The organism is Pseudomonas sp. AC193, from assembly GCF_979258075.1.
Window position 1 is genome coordinate 6,063,172 of sequence record NZ_OZ409832.1, and the last position, 19,575, is coordinate 6,082,746.

Below are 19,575 nucleotides of genomic sequence, written 5' to 3' on the forward strand. Positions count from 1 at the left end.
ATGTTGTGGCCAGGGACTCTGATTGGAGCCGGAGCGGGATTTGCGATTGCCAGCATTCCGGGGGCCATGCTTGGTGCTTTGTTGGGGCAGGCGCTGGATCGGCGTCTGCACTTGCAGAGCTGGGGGCATTTGCGTGAAAAGCTCGGCGGTCGACCGATGTTGCGCAACGACGAATTGTTGTTTGTGCTGCTCGGGCGTCTGGCCAAAAGTGACGGGCGCGTCACTGACGGGCATATCCAGCAGGCGCGCAATGAAATGCGTGCGCTGGAAATGAGTGATCCGGCAATGCGTCGGGCGATTGCCGCGTTCAATCGCGGCAAGTCGGGTAACGACAGTCTGCGCGGGTATCTGCGTCGGCTCAGCGGCCAGCCCCATGCTGCCGAAGGTGTCTTGCGCGCCTGTTGGCGGATGGTCTGGGCCGATGGTCGCGCCGGTGTCAGCGAGCGTGAATTGTTGGCGCAGTGGGGCAAGTGGCTGGGCTGGACAGTGCAGCAGGTGCAGGCACTGGCCAGTGATTACGAGCCCGGCAAACGGCCAATCGTCAGTGCGGCGGTGAGTTATCAGGAGGCGATGCGTTTGCTCGGGGTGTCGGCCAATAGCGAACCGGCGCAGATCAAACGGGCGTACCGACGGCTGTTGAGTCGGCATCACCCGGACAAGATTGCCGGCACGGGCGCGACGACGGCGCAGGTGCGTGAGGCAACCGAGCGTACGCGTGAGTTGCACAATGCCTACACATTGATTCGTGAGCGGCGGGATTTTCGTTAGCCGTTAGAGGTGTATGGCCAGTGATGGCCCCTTCGCGAGCAGGCTCGCTCCCACATTGGATCAGGGTACCCAATCCATTGTGGGAGCGAGCCTGCTCGCGAATGAGACAACTCGGTCTATCGATCAGTCGGTGTTCTGCGGATTCAACCAGCCGCGCACTCGACGAACCAACTGTTCCTGCTCGGCCTTCTTGTCCGGCAACGCCTGCAAAGCCACCTGGCTAAACGCCGAAGTCTTCAACCGCTTGCTCGCCTGCATACGCTCCAGCGCCGCATTGCGATCCAGCGCCTTGTCCATGTAGAAAATATCTGCGGTCGGTAATTTCAATGTCGGTGTCAGTTCCGCCAATGCCGGTTTGGCTTTGGCCGGTGTCTGCGCATCGACCATTACAAACTTCTCCACCTGCGCAGTCTGCTTCTCGCTGAGATAACGCGCCGCCCAATAAGCCCCGGTGCCATGACCGAGCACGACAATGCTGCGCGCGCTCTGCTGTTCGGCGTAGGCAATGGCCGCGTCGATGCGGGCGAAGATGCGCTCGCCGTCAGCCTTTTCCTGTTCTTCCACGGTGTCGGCCGCAACTTGATCGGCGACCTCGGCTTCACCGCCGGCGGCCTGCTCAATCGGCTGCGCGGTGGTGGCATCCTTGCTGCCGGTTTCCGGCGCTTTCGGCGCGGCGGCGGGCTCGACGACGCGCGGTGCGATGGCATCGCTTTGCAGATCGGGCAGGGTGATACTCAGGCTGCTCCACTTGGCGTCGGGCAATTTCTGCCGCAACGGGCCGATTGCTTGCGGCCAGTCAGCGGTTTCGCCGGCGCCGGGGATGATAATCACCGCGCCCTTGGGTTCGGCGGTGTTGGCGGTTTTCCACAGGGCGAGGAAGGTGTCGCTGCCGGCCTGCAACTGTTGCTGCTCTTGCGCCGGAACCGTACGGCCGAGTGCGGCGGCTTCTTCCTGACTACGCTCAAGCAGTGGCTGGCGTTCGACGGGTTTCGCTTCGGCAGGTTTTTCCGCCGAGGCGGCAGGCGCCGGATCGGCGGCTTCGACGGAAAACGCACAAGGCAGGATCAGCGACAGGCACAATGCTGGCATTGCCAGGCGGTAGACAGAGGGCATCGGTTATTCCAGGCCAGAAATGTATCCCGGCAGCCTAATGGGTTGGTCAGAATTTGTCAGTGTAAGAGACTTCAATGAAGCGATTTTGCTGCCTCTGGTTTATCGGCTGGTTGTGCTTTCCCTTGATTGCCTGGGCGGTGCCTGAGCCGTCGGCGCACGCTGCGCAATTGACGGCGAGCCAGCAGCAATGGCTGGCGCAACACCATGAGCTGCGCGTCGGTCTGGTGTTGCAGGCGCCGTTTGCACAATACGACCGGCGTTTGCAGAAGCTGTCCGGAGCCAATGTCGAGTTGATGAAGTCGTTGGCCAAGGTGCTCAGTGTCGAACTGAGCTGGCGCAATTTTCAAGACCTCGCGCAACTGGAAGCCGCGGTGCGCGAAGGTGAAATCGACATCGCCCCCGGCCTGATGCAAACCCCGAGCGCGCTGCGTCTCTGGCAGTTTTCCGACCCCTACATGCGCGTGCCGCAACTGGTGGTCAGCGATCAGAAAGCCAGCGCCACGATCGATCTGGAAAAACTCGACAGCCAGACCCGCGTCGCCGTGCGCATGCCCAGCGCGACTGCCGATTATCTGCGCGGCAACTATCCCCATCTCAACCTGCAAGGCGTGCCGCTCGAGCGTCAGGCGTTGCAGTTGCTGTTGAGTCAGCAGGCGTCCTACGCGGTGGTCGATGAAGCGCAACTGGGGCGACTGTCGGTAGAGCCGGAATTTGCCGAACTGGTAGTGGTTGGCGATATCGGTCTACCGCAATTGTTGCGGGTTGCTTCGCGACGGGATTGGCCGGAACTGGCCAGCATCGTCCAAAGCGCCTTGCGCGCGATCCCGGCGAAAGATCTGGAGCGTCTGCACAATCAATGGCTGCAACCGAAATACCCGCGACTCTCGGAATCACCGGGCTTCTGGCAAAACCTCGCGCTGTTGTTCGCAGTGATGTTGCTCAGTTGCGTGGCGATTGTGTTCTGGCAACGGCGCCAACAGCACAGCCTCGAACAACGTTTGCTCGCCGCCCGGGAAGACATTGCCTTGCGCGCCGCCAGCGAAGAAGCGCTGCGGCTGACGCAGTTTTCCATCGATCAAAGCACCGTCGGCATCCTCTGGGTCAACTGGGACAGCCATGTGCGCTACGCCAATCGCGCGGCGGAAAACATGCTCGGTTATCCCTCGGGCGGGTTGATCGAGCGGCCGCTGATCGACTTCGAACCGGGTCTGCACATGGATCGCTGGCTCAATCTCTGGAAGCGTGCGCGGGCCAGCGAGGAAGGGCCGTTGAGTTTTGAAACCAGTTGCGTGCGTGCTGACGGCAGTATTTTGCCAGCGGATGTGTCGCTGAGTTTTCTGCGTTTTCGCGACAGTGAATACCTGGTGGTCTACCTCACCGACGTCACCGACCGCCGTCGCGCACTGGCCGCGTTGCAGGAAAGTGAGGCGCGCCTGCAAGGCATCGCCGCCAACGTGCCGGGATTGGTATTCCGGCTGGAGCGCGCGCCGGTGACCGGGCAGATCGACTTTGCCTACATCAGTGAGGGCAGCGAAAGTCTGGTCGGCTACGCGCCGGCCGCCATCGCCCATCGCGACATGGGCCTGCGCAGTCTGGTGCACCCGGACGACAAGGCCAGTTATCACCGCACCCAGGATCAAGCGCTGGATACCGACAGCGACTGGTCGTGGCAGGGCAGAATTGTCACGCGACAGGGCCAGCAGCGCTGGGCCGAAATCAAGGCGATCACTCGGCAACTGGAGGATGGCGCGTACGTCTGGGACGGCATCGTCTGGGACATCACCGAGAGCAAACGCATTGAACTGGAACTGGCCGATTCTCGTGAACAGCTGCGCGAACTGTCGGCGCACCTTGAAAGCGTGCGCGAAGAAGAGAAGGCGCGCATTGCCCGCGAAGTGCACGATGAGCTGGGGCAGATGCTCACGGTGCTGAAACTGGAGACATCGATGTGCGAATTGGCCTACGCGCAACTCGACCCGGGCCTGAACGAACGGCTCAACAGCATGAAGCGCCTGATCGCCCAGTTATTCCAGTTGGTGCGCGATGTGGCGACGGCGCTGCGGCCACCAATTCTGGATGCCGGGATCGCGTCGGCGATCGAATGGCAGGCGCGACGATTTGAAGCGCGGACGCAGATTCCCTGTCTGGTGCAGGTGCCGGAGAATCTGCCGGCGCTGAGTGATGCCAAGGCCATCGGGTTGTTCCGGATTTTGCAGGAAGCGCTGACCAACGTGATGCGTCATGCTCAGGCGCATACTGTGGAGCTGACGCTGGCGCTGGAGGGCGATGAGTTGTGCCTGACGGTTGCCGATGATGGCGTAGGATTTGTCGCCGCTACGGGTAGGCCGACTTCGTTTGGTTTGGTCGGCATGCGCGAGCGGGTGCTAATCATGGGTGGGCGATTGGTGCTGGAGAGTGAACCGGGGGAGGGTACTAGCCTGAATGTTTGGGTGCCGGTGAATGAAGTCTGAGGATTTGTGGTGTTTGGGCTGACGCTTTCGCGAGCAAGCCCGCTCCCACTTTGGAATGCATTCCCCTGTGGGAGCGGGCTTGCTCGCGAATGATCTTGGCTCGGAAGTAATGAGGAGAAAAATTTGATCCGTGTACTGGTAGCCGAAGACCACACCATCGTCCGTGAGGGCATCAAGCAATTGATCGGCCTGGCCAAGGATCTGCAAGTGGTGGGCGAGGCGAGCAATGGCGAACAACTGCTGGAAACCCTGCGCCATGTGCCGTGCGAAGTGGTGCTGCTCGATATCTCCATGCCCGGGGTCAATGGCCTGGAGGCGATCCCACGGATTCGTGCACTGAACAATCCGCCAGCGATTCTTGTGCTGTCGATGCATGACGAAGCGCAAATGGCAGCTCGCGCGCTAAAGGTCGGCGCCGCCGGCTATGCGACCAAGGACAGCGACCCGGCGCTGTTGCTCACGGCGATCCGCAAGGTCGCGGCGGGTGGGCGTTATATCGACCCGGATCTGGCGGATCGTATGGTTTTTGAAGTCGGCCTGACCGATGCGCGGCCGCTGCATTCGCTGCTGTCCGAACGTGAATTTTCAGTGTTCGAGCGCCTGGCCCAAGGCGCCAACGTCAACGACATCGCCCAGCAACTGGCGCTGAGCAGCAAAACCATCAGCACCCACAAGGCGCGGCTGATGCAGAAGCTCAACATCACCTCCCTCGCCGAACTGGTCAAATACGCGATGGAACACAAACTCCTCTAAAAACACCGCGGTCAAAACTGTGGGAGCGGGCTTGCTCGCGAAAGCGGTGTACCAGTCGCCGAATGAGTTGAATGACCCACCGCATTCGCGAGCAAGCCCGCTCCCACAAGGGATGTGCTTTGAGGCTGGCATCTTGGGCATGTCCATTAGCGACACACGCTTTTTGCCCTTGCTTGCGGCTCGCAGCTTGTCACTCGCCACTGCCGTATCCGTTAGCGCCATCCTTATAGGGCAATCCCTACCCCCAAGCTTCCATCCGGCTGAGGCGATTCTCTCCTGCGCCCCGATTTGCGTGCCTGTCAGCAACCACTAGGCTTAATCCACAAGCAGTCATCAACAACAAAGGTGTGGGTATGAGCCAGGTCGATACAAACGCAGGGGCCAGTGATGTGCTGGTCAGCTTTCGTGGAGTGCAGAAGAGCTACGACGGCGAGAACCTGATCGTCAAAGACCTCAACCTGGACATTCGCAAAGGCGAATTTCTTACCCTGCTCGGGCCGTCCGGTTCCGGGAAAACCACCAGCCTGATGATGCTCGCCGGTTTCGAAACGCCGACCGCCGGCGAAATTCTGCTGGCCGGACGCTCGATCAATAACGTGCCGCCGCACAAGCGCGACATCGGCATGGTGTTTCAGAACTACGCGCTGTTCCCGCACATGACCGTGGCGGAAAACCTCGCGTTCCCGCTGACCGTGCGTGGTTTGAACAAAAGCGACGTCAGTGACCGCGTGAAGAAAGTCCTGAGCATGGTGCAGCTCGATGCTTTCGCCTCACGCTACCCGGCGCAATTGTCCGGTGGTCAGCAGCAACGTGTGGCGCTGGCCCGCGCGCTGGTGTTCGAACCGCAACTGGTGTTGATGGACGAACCCCTCGGCGCCCTCGACAAACAATTGCGCGAACACATGCAGATGGAAATCAAACACCTGCACCAGCGCCTCGGCGTGACCGTGGTCTACGTGACCCATGATCAGGGTGAAGCGCTGACCATGTCTGACCGCGTCGCGGTATTTCATCAGGGCGAAATCCAGCAGATTGCTCCGCCGCGCAGCCTCTACGAAGAACCGAAAAACACCTTCGTCGCCAACTTCATTGGCGAGAACAACCGCCTCAACGGCCGTCTGCTTAGCCAGACCGGCGAACGTTGCGTGGTCGAGTTGGGCCGTGGCGAAAAGGTCGAGGCACTGGCGGTCAATGTCGGCAAGACCGGCGAACCGGTGACCCTGTCGATCCGTCCGGAGCGCGTCAGCCTCAACGGTTCGAGCGATCAATGCGTTAACCGCTTCTCAGGGAGGGTGGCGGAATTCATCTATCTGGGCGACCACGTCCGGGTGCGCCTGGAAGTCTGCGGCAAGACCGACTTCTTCGTGAAACAACCGATTGCCGAGCTCGATCCCGCGCTCGCCGTCGGTGACGTGGTACCGCTTGGCTGGCAGGTCGAGCACGTTCGCGCGCTTGATCCGCTTTTAGAGGCGAACTGATCGCCCCGGCAATACCAACACCAACCCTGCACGTGGAGAGAACAATAAATGTTGAGATCCCTGAAGTTCACCGCCCTGACCCTGGGCCTGATGGGTGCGACCAGCGCAATGGCCGCTGGCCCGGATTTGACCGTGGTGTCGTTTGGCGGGGCGAACAAGGCGGCGCAAGTCAAAGCCTTCTATGCACCGTGGGAAGCGGCGGGCAACGGCAAGATCGTCGCTGGCGAATACAACGGCGAAATGGCCAAGGTCAAAGCCATGGTCGACACCAAGAGCGTGTCGTGGGACCTGGTCGAAGTTGAATCGCCAGAACTGTCCCGTGGTTGTGACGAAGACATGTTCGAACAACTCGATCCGGCGCTGTTCGGCAAATCCGAAGACTACGTCAAAGGCGCGATTCAGCCGTGCGGCGTAGGTTTCTTTGTGTGGTCGACAGTACTGGCTTACAACGCCGACAAGCTGAAAACCGCGCCGACCAGCTGGGCGGATTTCTGGGACACCAAGCAGTTCCCGGGCAAACGTGGCCTGCGTAAAGGTGCCAAGTACACCCTCGAATTCGCCTTGATGGCCGATGGCGTGGCGCCGAAAGACGTCTACAAAGTGCTGGCGAGCAAGGACGGTCAGGATCGTGCGTTCAAGAAACTCGATGAGCTGAAACCGAGCATCCAGTGGTGGGAAGCCGGCGCGCAACCGCCGCAATACCTCGCTTCCGGTGACGTGGTGATGAGCTCGGCTTACAACGGGCGCATCGCTGCCGTGCAAAAAGAATCCAACCTGAAAGTGGTGTGGAACGGCGGTATCTACGACTTCGACGCCTGGGCGATCCCGAAAGGTCTGGACGCCAAGCGTGCCGAAGCGGCGAAGAAATTCATTGCCTACTCCGTACAGCCGCAGCAGCAGAAGACCTACTCGGAAAACATCGCCTACGGCCCGGCCAACACCCAAGCCGTGCCGCTGCTGGCCAAGGACGTCCTGAAAGACATGCCGACCACCCCGGAAAACATCGCCAACCAGGTGCAGATCGACGTCAGCTTCTGGGCTGACAACGGCGAGCAACTGGAGCAGCGCTTCAACTCCTGGGCTGCGAAGTAATCCTTCGCCCGGTAGGAGCTGCCGCAGGCTGCGATCTTTTGACTTTGCCTTTCAAGATCAAGAGATCGCAGCCTCGTTGCACTCGACAGCTCCTACAGGTGCGATGTGTTTCTTGTGTGTTGATGTAATGCGGTATCGCTATGTGTGATGCCGCCCATCCAAAGATTTGCGGAGTACGTCATGGCCATCGCCGTTCCCCTGAACGAGGGCAACAGCCCCACCTTGAAGCAGAAGCTCAAGCGCGCCGAGCGGGTCAACCGCTGGAAGGCTCAAGCGCTGATTGCGCCGCTGGTGCTGTTTCTGTTGCTGGTGTTTCTGGTGCCGATCGTGGCGCTGCTCTACAAAAGCGTCGGCAACCCCGAAGTGGTCGGCGGCATGCCGCGCACCGTGGCGGCCATCGCCAGTTGGGACGGCCGCGGCCTGCCCGCTGAACCGGTCTACAAAGCCGCCGGCGAAGACCTCGCCGAAGCACGTAAAAACCAGACGCTGGGCGATCTGTCCAAGCGCTTGAACATGGAGTTGGCCGGCTATCGCAGCCTGCTGACCAAAACCGCTCGGGCGCTGCCGTTCGCCAGCGAACCGGCCTCTTATAAAGAAGCGCTGGAAGGTCTCGACGAACGTTGGGGCGACCCGGCCTACTGGCAAGCGGTCAAACGCAACACCAGCAGCATCACTCCGTATTACTTGCTGGCGTCCGTCGACCACCGCATCGACGACCTCGGCGAAATCGCCCCGGCCACCCCGGATCAGGCGATCTACCTCGACATCTTCGCCCGCACGTTCTGGATGGGCCTGGTGATCACCGTGATCTGCCTGCTGCTCGCCTATCCACTGGCCTACCTGCTGGCGAACCTGCCATCGCGGCAAAGCAACCTGCTGATGATTCTGGTGCTGCTGCCGTTCTGGACGTCGATTCTGGTGCGCGTCGCCGCATGGATCGTACTGCTGCAATCGGGCGGGCTGATCAACAGCGGCCTGATGGCCATGGGCATCATCGATAAACCGCTGGAATTGGTGTTCAACCGCACTGGTGTGTACATCTCGATGGTGCACATCCTGCTGCCGTTCATGATCCTGCCGATCTACAGCGTGATGAAAGGCATCTCGCCGACCTACATGCGCGCAGCAATTTCCCTCGGCTGCCACCCGTTCGCCAGTTTCTGGCGCGTGTATTTCCCGCAGACCTACGCCGGTGTCGGCGCTGGCTGTCTGTTGGTGTTCATCCTCGCCATCGGCTACTACATCACCCCGGCGCTACTCGGCAGCCCGAACGATCAAATGGTCAGCTACTTCGTCGCCTTCTACACCAACACCAGCATCAACTGGGGCATGGCCACCGCCCTCGGCGGGTTGTTGCTGCTGGCGACCGTGGTGCTTTATCTGATTTACAGCTGGCTGGTCGGCGCCAGTCGCCTGCGCCTGAGCTAAGGGGAATTCGAGATGCTGAGTCCTTACATGTCGCCCATTGAACGGGTGTGGTTCTACAGCCTGCGGATCCTCTGCGGCCTGATTCTGTTGTTCCTGATTCTGCCGGTGCTGGTGATCATTCCGCTGTCGTTCAACTCGGGCAGTTTTCTGGTCTATCCGCTGCAGGGGTTCTCGCTGCAGTGGTATCACGACTTCTTCGCCTCGGCGGAATGGATGCGCGCGCTGAAGAACAGCATCATCGTTGCTCCGGCGGCGACGGTGCTGGCGATGATCTTCGGTACGCTGGCTGCGATTGGCCTGACTCGCGGTGACTTCCCCGGTAAAGCGCTGGTGATGGCGCTGGTGATTTCGCCGATGGTGGTGCCGGTGGTGATTATTGGTGTGGCGAGTTATCTGTTTTTTGCGCCGTTGGGGTTGGGTAACAGCTTTTTCTCATTGATCGTCGTGCATGCGGTGCTGGGCGTGCCGTTTGTGATCATCACGGTGTCGGCGACGTTGCAGGGCTTTAACCATAATCTGGTGCGGGCGGCGGCGAGTCTCGGTGCATCACCGCTGACCGCGTTTCGTCGGGTGACGTTGCCGCTGATTGCGCCGGGGGTAATTTCCGGGGCGTTGTTTGCCTTTGCGACTTCGTTTGATGAGGTGGTGGTGACGTTGTTTCTTGCCGGGCCTGAGCAGGCGACGTTGCCTCGGCAGATGTTCAGCGGGATTCGCGAAAACCTCAGTCCGACGATTGCCGCTGCTGCGACGTTGCTGATTGCGTTCTCCGTCATCCTGTTGCTGACGCTGGAATGGCTACGTGGCCGCAGCGAAAAACTGCGTACTGCTCAGGTCTAAATCCGCACGCGGTCAAAAATGTGGGAGCGGGCTTGCTCGCGAATACGGAGTGTCAGTCAACATTTTCACCGACTGGCACACCGCATTCGCGAGCAAGCCCGCTCCCACAATGGATGGTGTTGCTCTCGGGTTGGTCATTCACCACCTGAATAGCAGACAACCCCAAATCCCCAGCTAATCTTGTGCCCAGCTCCCACATCTATAAGAGGCTGCGCACGATGAGTCTGTCCCAGTTCAAAATCGCTCACAAACTGATCACCGGCGCCGCCGCCATCGAGCAACTGGCCGCCGAACTCACGCGCCTCGACATCGACAACCCGCTGATCGTCACCGACGCCGCGCTGGTCAAATCCGGCACCGTCGAGTTGGCGCTATGCCAATTGGGCGGGCGCGAGTACGAGATTTTCGACCGCGTGCTGCCAGACCCGGAAATCGCCATCGTCGAAGACTGCATGCGCGTGTACCGCGAGGGCGGGCATGACGGCTTGATCGGCCTCGGTGGCGGCAGTGCCATCGACATCGCCAAAAGCGTCGCCGCGTACGCCGGTTACCACGGCGCGCTGGAAGATCTGTTCGGCGTCGATCAGGTGCCGCGCAAAGGCCCGCCGCTGATCGCCATCCCGACCACCGCCGGCACCGGTTCCGAAGTGACCAACGTCGCCATCCTTTCGGACAAAGTCGCGCAACTGAAGAAAGGCATCGTCAGCGACTATCTGTTACCCGACGTCGCGCTGGTCAGCCCGCAAATGACCCTGACCTGCCCACGTAGCGTCACCGCCGCCAGTGGCGTCGACGCATTGGTGCACGCCATCGAATCCTATCTGTCGGTCAACGCCTCGCCGATCACCGACTCACTGGCGATCGGCGCGATCAAGCTGATCGCCAAAGCCCTGCCCAAGGCCTACGCCAACGGCGCCAATCTGCAAGCCCGCGAAGACATGGCCACCGCCAGCCTGATGGCCGGCATGGCGTTTGGCAATGCCGGGGTCGGCGCGGTGCATGCGCTGGCGTATCCGCTGGGCGGGCGTTTCAACATCGCCCACGGCGTGAGTAATGCCTTGCTGCTGCCGTATGTCATGACCTGGAACAAGATGGCCTGCGTCGAACGCATGCAGGATATTGCCGAAGCCATGGGCGTGAAGACTGCTCATCTGAGTGCAGCCGAGGCGGCGGACAAAGCCGTGCAGGCGATGACCGATTTGTGCGCGGCGGTGGAAATTCCCGCCGGCCTGCGCAGTTTCGGCGTCCCGGAAGACGCGATCCCGGCCATGGCCGCAGAAGCCGCGGGCATCGAGCGCTTGATGCGCAACAACCCGCGCAAACTCAGCGCCGTCGATATCGAGAAGATTTACCGAGCGGCGTACTGATCATCGCGGTCACGGTGCGCGCAGCAATGCATGAGGCTACAATGCGCGCCATCGTGATTTAGCTCAGAAAAGGTGCGTCATGCAGCCCTTCGTAATTGCTCCGTCGATTCTCTCCGCCGACTTCGCCCGCCTCGGCGAGGAAGTAGACAATGTTCTCGCCGCTGGCGCCGACTTCGTTCACTTCGACGTCATGGACAACCACTACGTACCCAACCTGACCATCGGCCCGATGGTCTGCGCGGCGTTGCGCAAGTACGGCGTTACCGCGCCGATCGACGCGCACTTGATGGTCAGCCCGGTGGATCGCATCGTTGGCGATTTCATCGAAGCCGGCGCGACCTACATCACCTTCCACCCGGAAGCCACGCTGCACGTTGATCGCTCGCTGCAGCTGATCCGTGAAGGCGGCTGCAAATCCGGTCTGGTGTTCAATCCGGCAACCCCGCTGGACGTGCTCAAGTACGTGATCGACAAGGTCGACATGGTCTTGCTGATGAGCGTCAACCCCGGCTTCGGCGGGCAGAAATTCATTCCCGGCACCCTCGACAAACTGCGCGAAGCGCGAGCGATCATCGATGCCTCGGGCCGTGACATCCGTCTGGAAATCGACGGCGGCGTCAACGTCAACAACATCCGCGAAATCGCCGCGGCTGGCGCTGACACCTTTGTTGCCGGCTCGGCAATCTTCAACGCGCCGAACTATCAGGAAGTCATCGACAAGATGCGTTCCGAACTGGCGCTGGCGCGCCCATGAGCGGATTTGAGCAGCTGTTCCCGGGGAAACTGCCACGGCTGGTGATGTTCGATCTGGATGGCACGCTGATCGACTCGGTTCCAGACCTGGCAGCGGCGGTGGACACCATGCTGCTCTCCCTCGGCCGCCAGCCTGCCGGCATCGAAGCGGTGCGCGAGTGGGTTGGCAACGGCGCGCCGGTTCTGGTGCGCCGTGCTTTGGCCGGTGGCATCGATCATTCGGCGGTGGATGACGTCGAGGCCGAGCATGCGCTGGAAGTGTTCATGGAGGCTTACGGCGCCAGCCATGAGCTGACCGTGGTCTATCCCGGCGTGCGCGACACCCTCAAGTGGCTGCACAAGCAAGGCGTGGCCATGGCGCTGATCACCAACAAGCCCGAGCGCTTTGTCGCGCCGTTGCTGGATCAGATGAAGATCGGCCGCTACTTCAAGTGGATCATCGGCGGCGATACCTTGCCGCAGAAGAAGCCTGACCCAGCAGCGCTGTTTTTCGTGATGAAAATGGCCAACATCCCGGCCTCGCAATCGTTGTTCGTCGGCGATTCGCGCAGCGATGTGCTGGCGGCGAAAGCGGCGGGGGTCAAGTGCGTGGCGCTGAGTTATGGCTACAACCATGGCCGACCGATTGCCGAAGAATCGCCGGCGCTGGTGATCGACGATCTGCGCAAGCTAATTCCCGGTTGCCTCGGTTCGGCCGCTGAGATAACGTTGCCCGACGCTTCTCAATCCCATTCTGGAAACGCCATCGTGGTGGTCACTCGCAAACTCTGGATGAAAGTCATCAAGGCCCTGGCCCGCTGGCGTTGGCGCGCCTGACTTTTTTCTGGCCGGCCTGCCGGCGTGTTTGCATACCTGACTGATAGCACCTCACACCACGAGGCACCTTATGATCCGCGAAGAATTCCTGCGCTTGGCCGCTGACGGCTACAACCGCATTCCGTTGGCCTGCGAAACCTTGGCCGACTTCGACACGCCGCTGTCGATCTACCTGAAACTGGCCGACCAGCCCAACTCCTACCTGCTCGAGTCGGTGCAGGGCGGTGAGAAGTGGGGCCGTTACTCGATCATCGGCCTGCCGTGCCGCACGGTCATGCGCGTTCACGACCATCACGTCAGCATCACTGTTGATGGCGTCGAGACCGAAAGCCACGACGTTGAAGACCCGCTGGCCTTCGTCGAAACCTTCAAGGCGCGCTACAACGTGCCGACCATTGCCGGTCTGCCGCGTTTCAACGGTGGTCTGGTCGGTTACTTCGGTTACGACTGCGTGCGTTATGTCGAGAAGCGCTTGGGCAAGTGCCCGAACCCGGATCCACTGGGCGTGCCGGACATTCTGCTGATGGTGTCCGACGCCGTCGTGGTGTTCGACAACCTTGCCGGCAAGATGCACGCGATCGTCCTTGCCGACCCTGCGCAGGCCGATGCCTTCGAACAAGGTCAGGCACGTTTGCAGGAATTGCTCGAGCAACTGCGTCAGCCAATCACCCCGCGCCGTGGCCTGGATTTCAGCAAGCAGCAATCGGCTGATCCGGTGTTCCGTTCGAGTTTCACTCAGGACGATTACGAAAAAGCCGTCGACACCATCAAGGAATACATCCTCGCCGGTGACTGCATGCAGGTCGTGCCGTCGCAGCGTATGTCGATCGACTTCAAGGCTGCGCCGATTGATTTGTACCGCGCGCTGCGTTGCTTCAACCCGACGCCGTACATGTACTTCTTCAACTTTGGCGACTTCCACGTCGTCGGCAGTTCGCCGGAAGTGCTGGTGCGCGTTGAAGACAACCTGATCACCGTGCGCCCGATTGCCGGCACCCGCCCACGTGGCGCGACCGAAGAAGCCGATCTGGCGCTGGAAGAAGACCTGCTGTCGGACGATAAAGAGATTGCCGAGCACTTGATGCTCATCGATTTGGGTCGTAACGATACGGGGCGCGTTTCCGAGATTGGTTCGGTGAAACTCACCGAGAAGATGGTTATCGAGCGTTATTCCAACGTGATGCACATTGTGTCCAACGTCACCGGCCAGTTGAAAGAAGGCCTGACGGCGATGGACGCACTGCGGGCGATCCTGCCGGCGGGCACGTTGTCTGGCGCACCGAAGATTCGTGCGATGGAAATCATCGACGAACTGGAGCCGGTCAAGCGTGGTGTGTATGGCGGTGCGGTCGGTTACTTCGCCTGGAACGGCAACATGGACACCGCGATTGCCATCCGCACCGCAGTGATCAAAAACGGCGAACTGCACGTGCAGGCCGGTGGCGGCATCGTCGCCGACTCGGTGCCGGCACTGGAATGGGAAGAAACCCTGAACAAACGCCGCGCCATGTTCCGCGCCGTGGCCCTGGCCGAACAAACCCCGCAAAGCTGACCCACGCAAAACCCTTGTAGGAGTGAGCCTGCTCGCGATAGCGGATTAACATTCAACAGATTTGTTGACTGAACCACCGCAATCGTGAGCAGGCTCACTCCTACAGGTGATTGTGTTCAGTCATAAAAAAAGCGGCGCCTGTGAGGGCGCCGCTTTTTTCATGCCCTGCAACAACCCCCTGTAGGAGCTGCCGCAGGCTGCGATCTTTCGATCTACCGCTTAAAAATCCAACACCACCCCAACATTCACACCCTGCTGGGTAAAGTCATCATCCTTGCGGAACGAATACCCGCCACGCAACGCCAGATCCGCCGTCAGCTTATGGCTAACACCCAAACTCAAGCGGTTCAAATGACTCTGCGGCGTATAGCCCTCAAGTTTGAAGTCATTCGCCGGCAAGGTATTCAGCGCGATATTGACCTTCTGCACGTCATCCTCGTACTCGCGTTCATGCGCATACTCACCAAACACCTGCGTTTGCGGCGTGAAGTTGTACTTGCCCTGAATACCGACACCCAGACGTTTCGAATCGCGACTCTGATCATCGAAAGTCAGCGCGGTGGCGCGGTTGCTCTTCTCTGAATAACCATCGACATCAACACTGGCGTAATCAGCGCTGACGAACGGCGACAGATGCCATTCGCTGCCCGGCTGGGCAATGTCATAACCGATGCGCGTACTGAACGCCCAGAGGCTGCCGTCGGTATCACCTTTCTCCGCACCTTCGCTGGCGCCCAGATCAAACTTGCGCTTGAGGTTGTCGTAGTCGAGTTTGCCGCCGGTCAACGCCGCGTCAGCCCACCAGCGATTCTGCTGGAACTGGGCAAATGCGGTGGCCATGTAGCTGTTGAGTTTGTAGTCCGAATCGTTATGCCCGGCCTCAAGGTTCTGCCGGTAGAAACCACCCGCCACACCGACACGCCACGCGTCATTCAGACGATAGCTGCCCCCGACATTGAGGTTGTAACCGCTGCCGTCGGCACTGGCGCCGCTGCTTTGGCTGTCGACATCCAGATGCTGGCCACCGGCGGAAACGATCGCGCGCCATTGGCCGACCGCTTGCCAGTTTTCCCAATCCGCCTGCCATTGGCTGCGCAGTTCATCCTGATGCGCACGCACGGTGGCGTGGGCCATTTCCGGCAGCAGTGTCAGTTCCCACGGCGCGGCCAGCAGGGAATAGGCGTAGTCGGAGATCAGTTTTTGCCCGGCTTCGGTCGGGTGCACGCCGTCGTTGTAAATCAGCTTGGTCGGATCCGGCGTCGCACTGTTGATGCCGTAACGGGCGTTTTCCGGGCAACCGCTGCCGCTGAAGCACGTCGCTGTGAGGTTCTGATCAGTGGCCAGACCAAAACGGCCCGGATCGGCGAACACTTCCGACAGCAATACAGGAATGTTCAGCGGAATGATTTCCGCGTTGATGCCTTGCAGACGACTGACCAACTGGCTGTTGAATTGCGCGGCGAGCTGGCTGCTGAACGCTTGCAGCGGCGTGCCGTTGATGGCCGGGGTCAGACCGACGTCAGGCAACAGCCAGACCATCACGTATTTGGCACCGGCCGATTGCAACGCTTGCACGCTGTCAGCCAGTCGATCGGCGCCGGCGTTGGCTTGCGGCAGGCTGAGGATGCGGCCCTGGAGGAAGTCGTTACCGCCGCCGGAAATGTAATACAGCGCATTCGGGTCAGCGCGGAAGCCGTTCGAGGGCAGATAACCAGTGCGAGTGCGTTCACCGGTGGCCGATTGCGAGGTGATCGAATCGAGAATCTGGTCGGTGCGATAACCGCCGACCGCCCAGTTGTTGCCATCGACCTGGCCGTTTTCGACGCGCACTTGCGAGCTGGAGGAGGCGGTCTGATCCGGGGTGAAGCCGAGTCGGCCACCGAGCAATTGTGTGGAGTTCAGATCACGGGATTCGCCGCTGCCATCCAGATAGATTGGCCCGGTTCGGTTGGTGTAGCGCTGGGTAGCGCCGGCCGGGCCGCCGGTGTCGCGGAAGGTGCCGGCATCGTTGAGGCTGTCGCCAAACACCACGAAATTCGAGTAAGGATTGGGGGCGGCATTCGCCTGGGCGCAGGCCAGTGCGAGCAAGCATCCAGCCAGCGGTACAAACAACGTCTGTTTGATCATGAGCAAGTCCGTTTATTTATTGTTGTAGGTGAACGAAACGACAGTACCAAAAACTTCCGGCCTTTTGCCATCGGTCGCGAACCCTCTTATAGATTTAACCCCCAAAGCCCCGGCCATATTGCACGCTCCGCCCAGCTAAGTTACTGTGCCGGAACGTATGAACGAGACCTTCCCCGTGTTGATCACCAGCAAACTTCTGGATCAAGTCATCAAGGCACACGCCCGCTGGCGTTGGCGCGCCTGAATCTTTTCTGCCGGCCCCGCCGGATCTGTATCGCTTTGCCTTCCTTGCCTGTTTGAAATGCCGCTGTGCCGACGCGTCCACCTGCGTCCGACATCGTGCAGCGCCCTGCGGGCAAGTCATCTGAAGGCTGTCTCCAAGTCAGAATTCAAGAGGTTCGAATCGCCATGTTGCTGATGATCGACAACTACGACTCCTTTACTTACAACGTTGTGCAGTACCTCGGTGAGCTGGGTGCCGAGGTCAAAGTCGTGCGCAATGACGAATTGACCGTCGCCGAAATCGAAGCGCTGAAACCCGAGCGCATCGTCGTCTCCCCAGGCCCTTGCACCCCGACCGAAGCCGGCATCTCCATCGAAGCCATCAAGCACTTCGCCGGCAAACTGCCGATCCTCGGTGTCTGCCTTGGCCACCAATCGATCGGCCAGGCGTTTGGCGGCGATGTAGTCCGCGCCCGCCAAGTGATGCACGGTAAGACTAGCCCGGTATTCCACGAGGACAAGGGCGTTTTCCAAGGCCTGAATCATCCGCTGACGGTTACCCGCTACCACTCGCTGATCGTCAAGCACGATACTTTGCCCGATTGCCTGGAACTGACCGCGTGGACGCAACACGACGACGGTTCGGTCGACGAAATCATGGGCCTGCGTCACAAGACCCTGAACATTGAGGGCGTACAGTTCCACCCCGAGTCGATCCTGACCGAGCAGGGTCATGAACTGTTTGCCAACTTCCTCAAACAAACCGGCGGCACGCGCTAAGGACTTCCCATGAATATCAAGACAGCCCTGAGCCGTATCGTCGAGCACCTCGATCTCAGCACCGATGAAATGCGCGATGTGATGCGCGAAATCATGACCGGCCAATGCACCGACGCGCAGATCGGCGCGTTCATGATGGCCATGCGCATGAAGAGCGAGAGCATCGACGAAATCGTCGGCGCCGTGTCGGTGATGCGCGAGTTGGCCGATCAGGTCGAACTGAAAACCCTCGACGGCGTGGTCGATGTGGTCGGCACCGGCGGTGACGGTGCGAACATCTTTAACGTGTCGACGGCTTCTTCGTTCGTCGTCGCGGCAGCCGGTTGCACTGTGGCCAAACACGGCAACCGCGCGGTCTCGGGTAAAAGCGGCAGCGCCGACTTGCTCGAAGCCGCCGGCATTTATCTGAACCTGACTCCGGTACAAGTCGCACGATGCATCGACAACGTCGGCATCGGTTTCATGTTCGCTCAGACTCACCACAAAGCCATGAAGTACGCCGCCGGCCCGCGCCGCGATCTCGGCCTGCGTACGTTGTTCAACATGCTCGGCCCGCTTACGAATCCGGCCGGTGTTAAGCATCAGGTAGTGGGCGTGTTCAACAAGGCACTGTGCCGGCCATTGGCCGAAGTGTTGCAGCGTCTGGGCAGCAAGCACGTGCTGGTGGTGCACTCGAAGGACGGTCTGGACGAGTTCAGCCTCGCCGCGCCGACTTTTGTCGCCGAGCTGAAGAATAACGAAATCAGCGAATATTGGGTCGAGCCGGAAGATCTCGGCATGAAGAGCCAGAGCCTGCACGGTCTGTCGGTCGACGGCCCGGAAGCGTCGCTGGCGCTGATCCGCGATGCCCTCGGCAAGCGCAAAACCGAGAACGGCCAGAAAGCCGCCGAAATGATTGTGCTCAACGCCGGTGCCGCGCTGTACGCCGCCGACGTGGCGAGCAGTTTGAAACAGGGTGTAGAGCTTGCTCACGACGCCTTGCACACCGGCCTCGCTCGGGAAAAACTCGAGGAGCTGGGTGCCTTTACCGCGGTATTCAGAGTGGAGAATGAGGGATGAGTGTACCGACGGTTCTGGAAAACATTCTGGCCCGCAAAGTTCAGGAAGTTGCCGAGCGTAGCGCCCGCGTCAGCCTGAGTGAGCTGGAAAGTCTGGCCAAGGCGGCCGATGCACCCCGCGGTTTCGCCAACGCGCTGCTGGCGCAAGCGAAGAAGAAACAACCGGCGGTGATTGCCGAAATCAAAAAGGCTTCACCGAGCAAAGGCGTGATCCGCGAGAATTTTGTTCCGGCCGACATCGCCAAAAGCTACGAGAAGGGCGGGGCGACCTGTCTTTCCGTACTGACCGACATCGATTATTTCCAGGGCGCCGACGCTTATCTGCAACAGGCCCGCGCCGCGTGTAGCCTGCCGGTGATCCGCAAGGACTTCATGATCGATCCTTACCAGATCGTTGAGGCCCGTGCGCTGGGCGCCGACTGCGTGCTGTTGATCGTCTCTGCACTGGATGACGTGAAAATGGCCGAGCTGGCCGCTGTCGCCAAAAGCGTCGGTCTCGATGTGTTGGTTGAAGTGCACGACGGCGATGAGCTGGAGCGCGCGTTGAAAACCCTCGACACGCCGTTGGTCGGGGTCAACAACCGTAACCTGCACACCTTCGACGTCAGCCTCGAAGTGACGCTCGACCTGTTGCCGCGTATTCCGCGCGACCGGTTGGTGATCACCGAGAGCGGAATCCTCAACCGTGCCGATGTCGAGCTGATGGAAATCAGCGACGTGTATTCGTTCCTGGTCGGCGAAGCATTCATGCGCGCGGAAAACCCGGGCACAGAATTGCAGCGCCTATTCTTCCCGGAGCGTGGCACCTCGATCAGTGGTTCGACCCTGGACTGATATTCTTTCAGACCGAGTCGAAGCCATCGCGAGCAGGCTCACTCCTACACTTGGAATGCGTTCCCCTTGTAGGAGTGAGCCTGCTCGCGAAGGGGCCATCGAAACCGCTGAAGATTCTTATGTTGC

Annotated in this window: 16 protein-coding genes; 14 read left to right on the forward strand and 2 right to left on the reverse strand. The window is 60.2% G+C overall.

Translation table 11 applies throughout. The features are described 5' to 3' along the window. Window positions 1–768 (forward strand): TerB family tellurite resistance protein, encoded by a 768-nt coding sequence (locus ACZZ0D_RS27210; RefSeq protein ID WP_053124388.1) that lies wholly within the window; start codon window positions 1–3, stop codon window positions 766–768. Window positions 769–891: 123 nt separating this feature from the next. On the opposite strand, the gene ACZZ0D_RS27215 is transcribed toward ACZZ0D_RS27210, so the two are convergent. Then, complete coding sequence (locus tag ACZZ0D_RS27215) at window positions 892–1,881, reverse strand: alpha/beta hydrolase family protein (protein WP_463554715.1); 990 nt, start codon at window positions 1,879–1,881, stop codon at window positions 892–894. Between the two features lie 74 nt (window positions 1,882–1,955). Between ACZZ0D_RS27215 and ACZZ0D_RS27220 the strand changes: the two genes are divergently transcribed. The 10 genes from ACZZ0D_RS27220 to trpE all read left to right on the forward strand — a co-directional run bounded on the left by ACZZ0D_RS27220 (window position 1,956) and on the right by trpE (window position 14,428). After that, window positions 1,956–4,352 (forward strand): PAS domain-containing sensor histidine kinase, encoded by a 2,397-nt coding sequence (locus tag ACZZ0D_RS27220; protein WP_463554716.1) that lies wholly within the window; start codon window positions 1,956–1,958, stop codon window positions 4,350–4,352. Window positions 4,353–4,475: 123 nt separating this feature from the next. Continuing rightward, on the forward strand, window positions 4,476–5,105 hold the full coding sequence (locus ACZZ0D_RS27225; protein WP_008085218.1) for a response regulator: 630 nt from the start codon (window positions 4,476–4,478) through the stop codon (window positions 5,103–5,105). Between the two features lie 353 nt (window positions 5,106–5,458). Next, entirely contained in the window at window positions 5,459–6,583 is a 1,125-nt protein-coding gene (locus ACZZ0D_RS27230; RefSeq protein WP_463554717.1) for an ABC transporter ATP-binding protein, read from the forward strand. 48 nt (window positions 6,584–6,631) lie between these two features. Beyond that, a complete protein-coding gene (locus tag ACZZ0D_RS27235) occupies window positions 6,632–7,675 on the forward strand; it encodes an ABC transporter substrate-binding protein (protein ID WP_400650591.1) in 1,044 nt (347 codons plus the stop codon). Between the two features lie 180 nt (window positions 7,676–7,855). Continuing rightward, window positions 7,856–9,103 (forward strand): ABC transporter permease, encoded by a 1,248-nt coding sequence (locus tag ACZZ0D_RS27240; RefSeq protein ID WP_034155096.1) that lies wholly within the window; start codon window positions 7,856–7,858, stop codon window positions 9,101–9,103. Between the two features lie 12 nt (window positions 9,104–9,115). Next, window positions 9,116–9,940 carry an ABC transporter permease gene (locus ACZZ0D_RS27245; RefSeq protein ID WP_008084123.1) on the forward strand — a complete coding sequence of 275 codons (825 nt, stop codon included), beginning with the start codon at window positions 9,116–9,118 and terminating at the stop codon, window positions 9,938–9,940. Between the two features lie 218 nt (window positions 9,941–10,158). Further along, window positions 10,159–11,307 carry an iron-containing alcohol dehydrogenase gene (locus ACZZ0D_RS27250; protein WP_212544982.1) on the forward strand — a complete coding sequence of 383 codons (1,149 nt, stop codon included), beginning with the start codon at window positions 10,159–10,161 and terminating at the stop codon, window positions 11,305–11,307. Window positions 11,308–11,386: 79 nt separating this feature from the next. Further along, complete coding sequence (gene rpe / locus ACZZ0D_RS27255; RefSeq protein ID WP_007918813.1) at window positions 11,387–12,061, forward strand: ribulose-phosphate 3-epimerase; 675 nt, start codon at window positions 11,387–11,389, stop codon at window positions 12,059–12,061. Then, the gene (locus ACZZ0D_RS27260; RefSeq protein WP_053124372.1) at window positions 12,058–12,876 is read left to right on the forward strand and encodes a phosphoglycolate phosphatase; all 819 of its coding nucleotides are present in this window, start codon (window positions 12,058–12,060) and stop codon (window positions 12,874–12,876) included. Before rpe ends, ACZZ0D_RS27260 begins: the two co-directional genes overlap by 4 nt. 70 nt (window positions 12,877–12,946) lie before the next feature. Then, a complete protein-coding gene (gene trpE, locus ACZZ0D_RS27265) occupies window positions 12,947–14,428 on the forward strand; it encodes an anthranilate synthase component I (RefSeq protein WP_463554718.1) in 1,482 nt (493 codons plus the stop codon). A gap of 219 nt (window positions 14,429–14,647) precedes the next feature. On the opposite strand, the gene estP is transcribed toward trpE, so the two are convergent. Continuing rightward, window positions 14,648–16,555 (reverse strand): esterase EstP, encoded by a 1,908-nt coding sequence (gene estP, locus ACZZ0D_RS27270; protein WP_463554720.1) that lies wholly within the window; start codon window positions 16,553–16,555, stop codon window positions 14,648–14,650. Window positions 16,556–16,963: 408 nt separating this feature from the next. Here estP and ACZZ0D_RS27275 point away from each other — a divergent pair, with 408 nt between their 5' ends. The 3 genes from ACZZ0D_RS27275 to trpC are packed head-to-tail and all read left to right on the forward strand — an operon-like array spanning window position 16,964 to window position 19,449. Continuing rightward, window positions 16,964–17,557 (forward strand): aminodeoxychorismate/anthranilate synthase component II, encoded by a 594-nt coding sequence (locus tag ACZZ0D_RS27275; protein ID WP_034155101.1) that lies wholly within the window; start codon window positions 16,964–16,966, stop codon window positions 17,555–17,557. A gap of 9 nt (window positions 17,558–17,566) precedes the next feature. Further along, a complete protein-coding gene (gene trpD, locus ACZZ0D_RS27280; RefSeq protein ID WP_150693827.1) occupies window positions 17,567–18,616 on the forward strand; it encodes an anthranilate phosphoribosyltransferase in 1,050 nt (349 codons plus the stop codon). Next, window positions 18,613–19,449: an indole-3-glycerol phosphate synthase TrpC gene (gene trpC / locus ACZZ0D_RS27285; RefSeq protein WP_053124365.1), complete on the forward strand. Its 837-nt coding sequence runs from the start codon at window positions 18,613–18,615 to the stop codon at window positions 19,447–19,449. The genes trpD and trpC overlap by 4 nt, the downstream gene beginning before the upstream one ends. Window positions 19,450–19,575 lie beyond the last annotated feature (126 nt).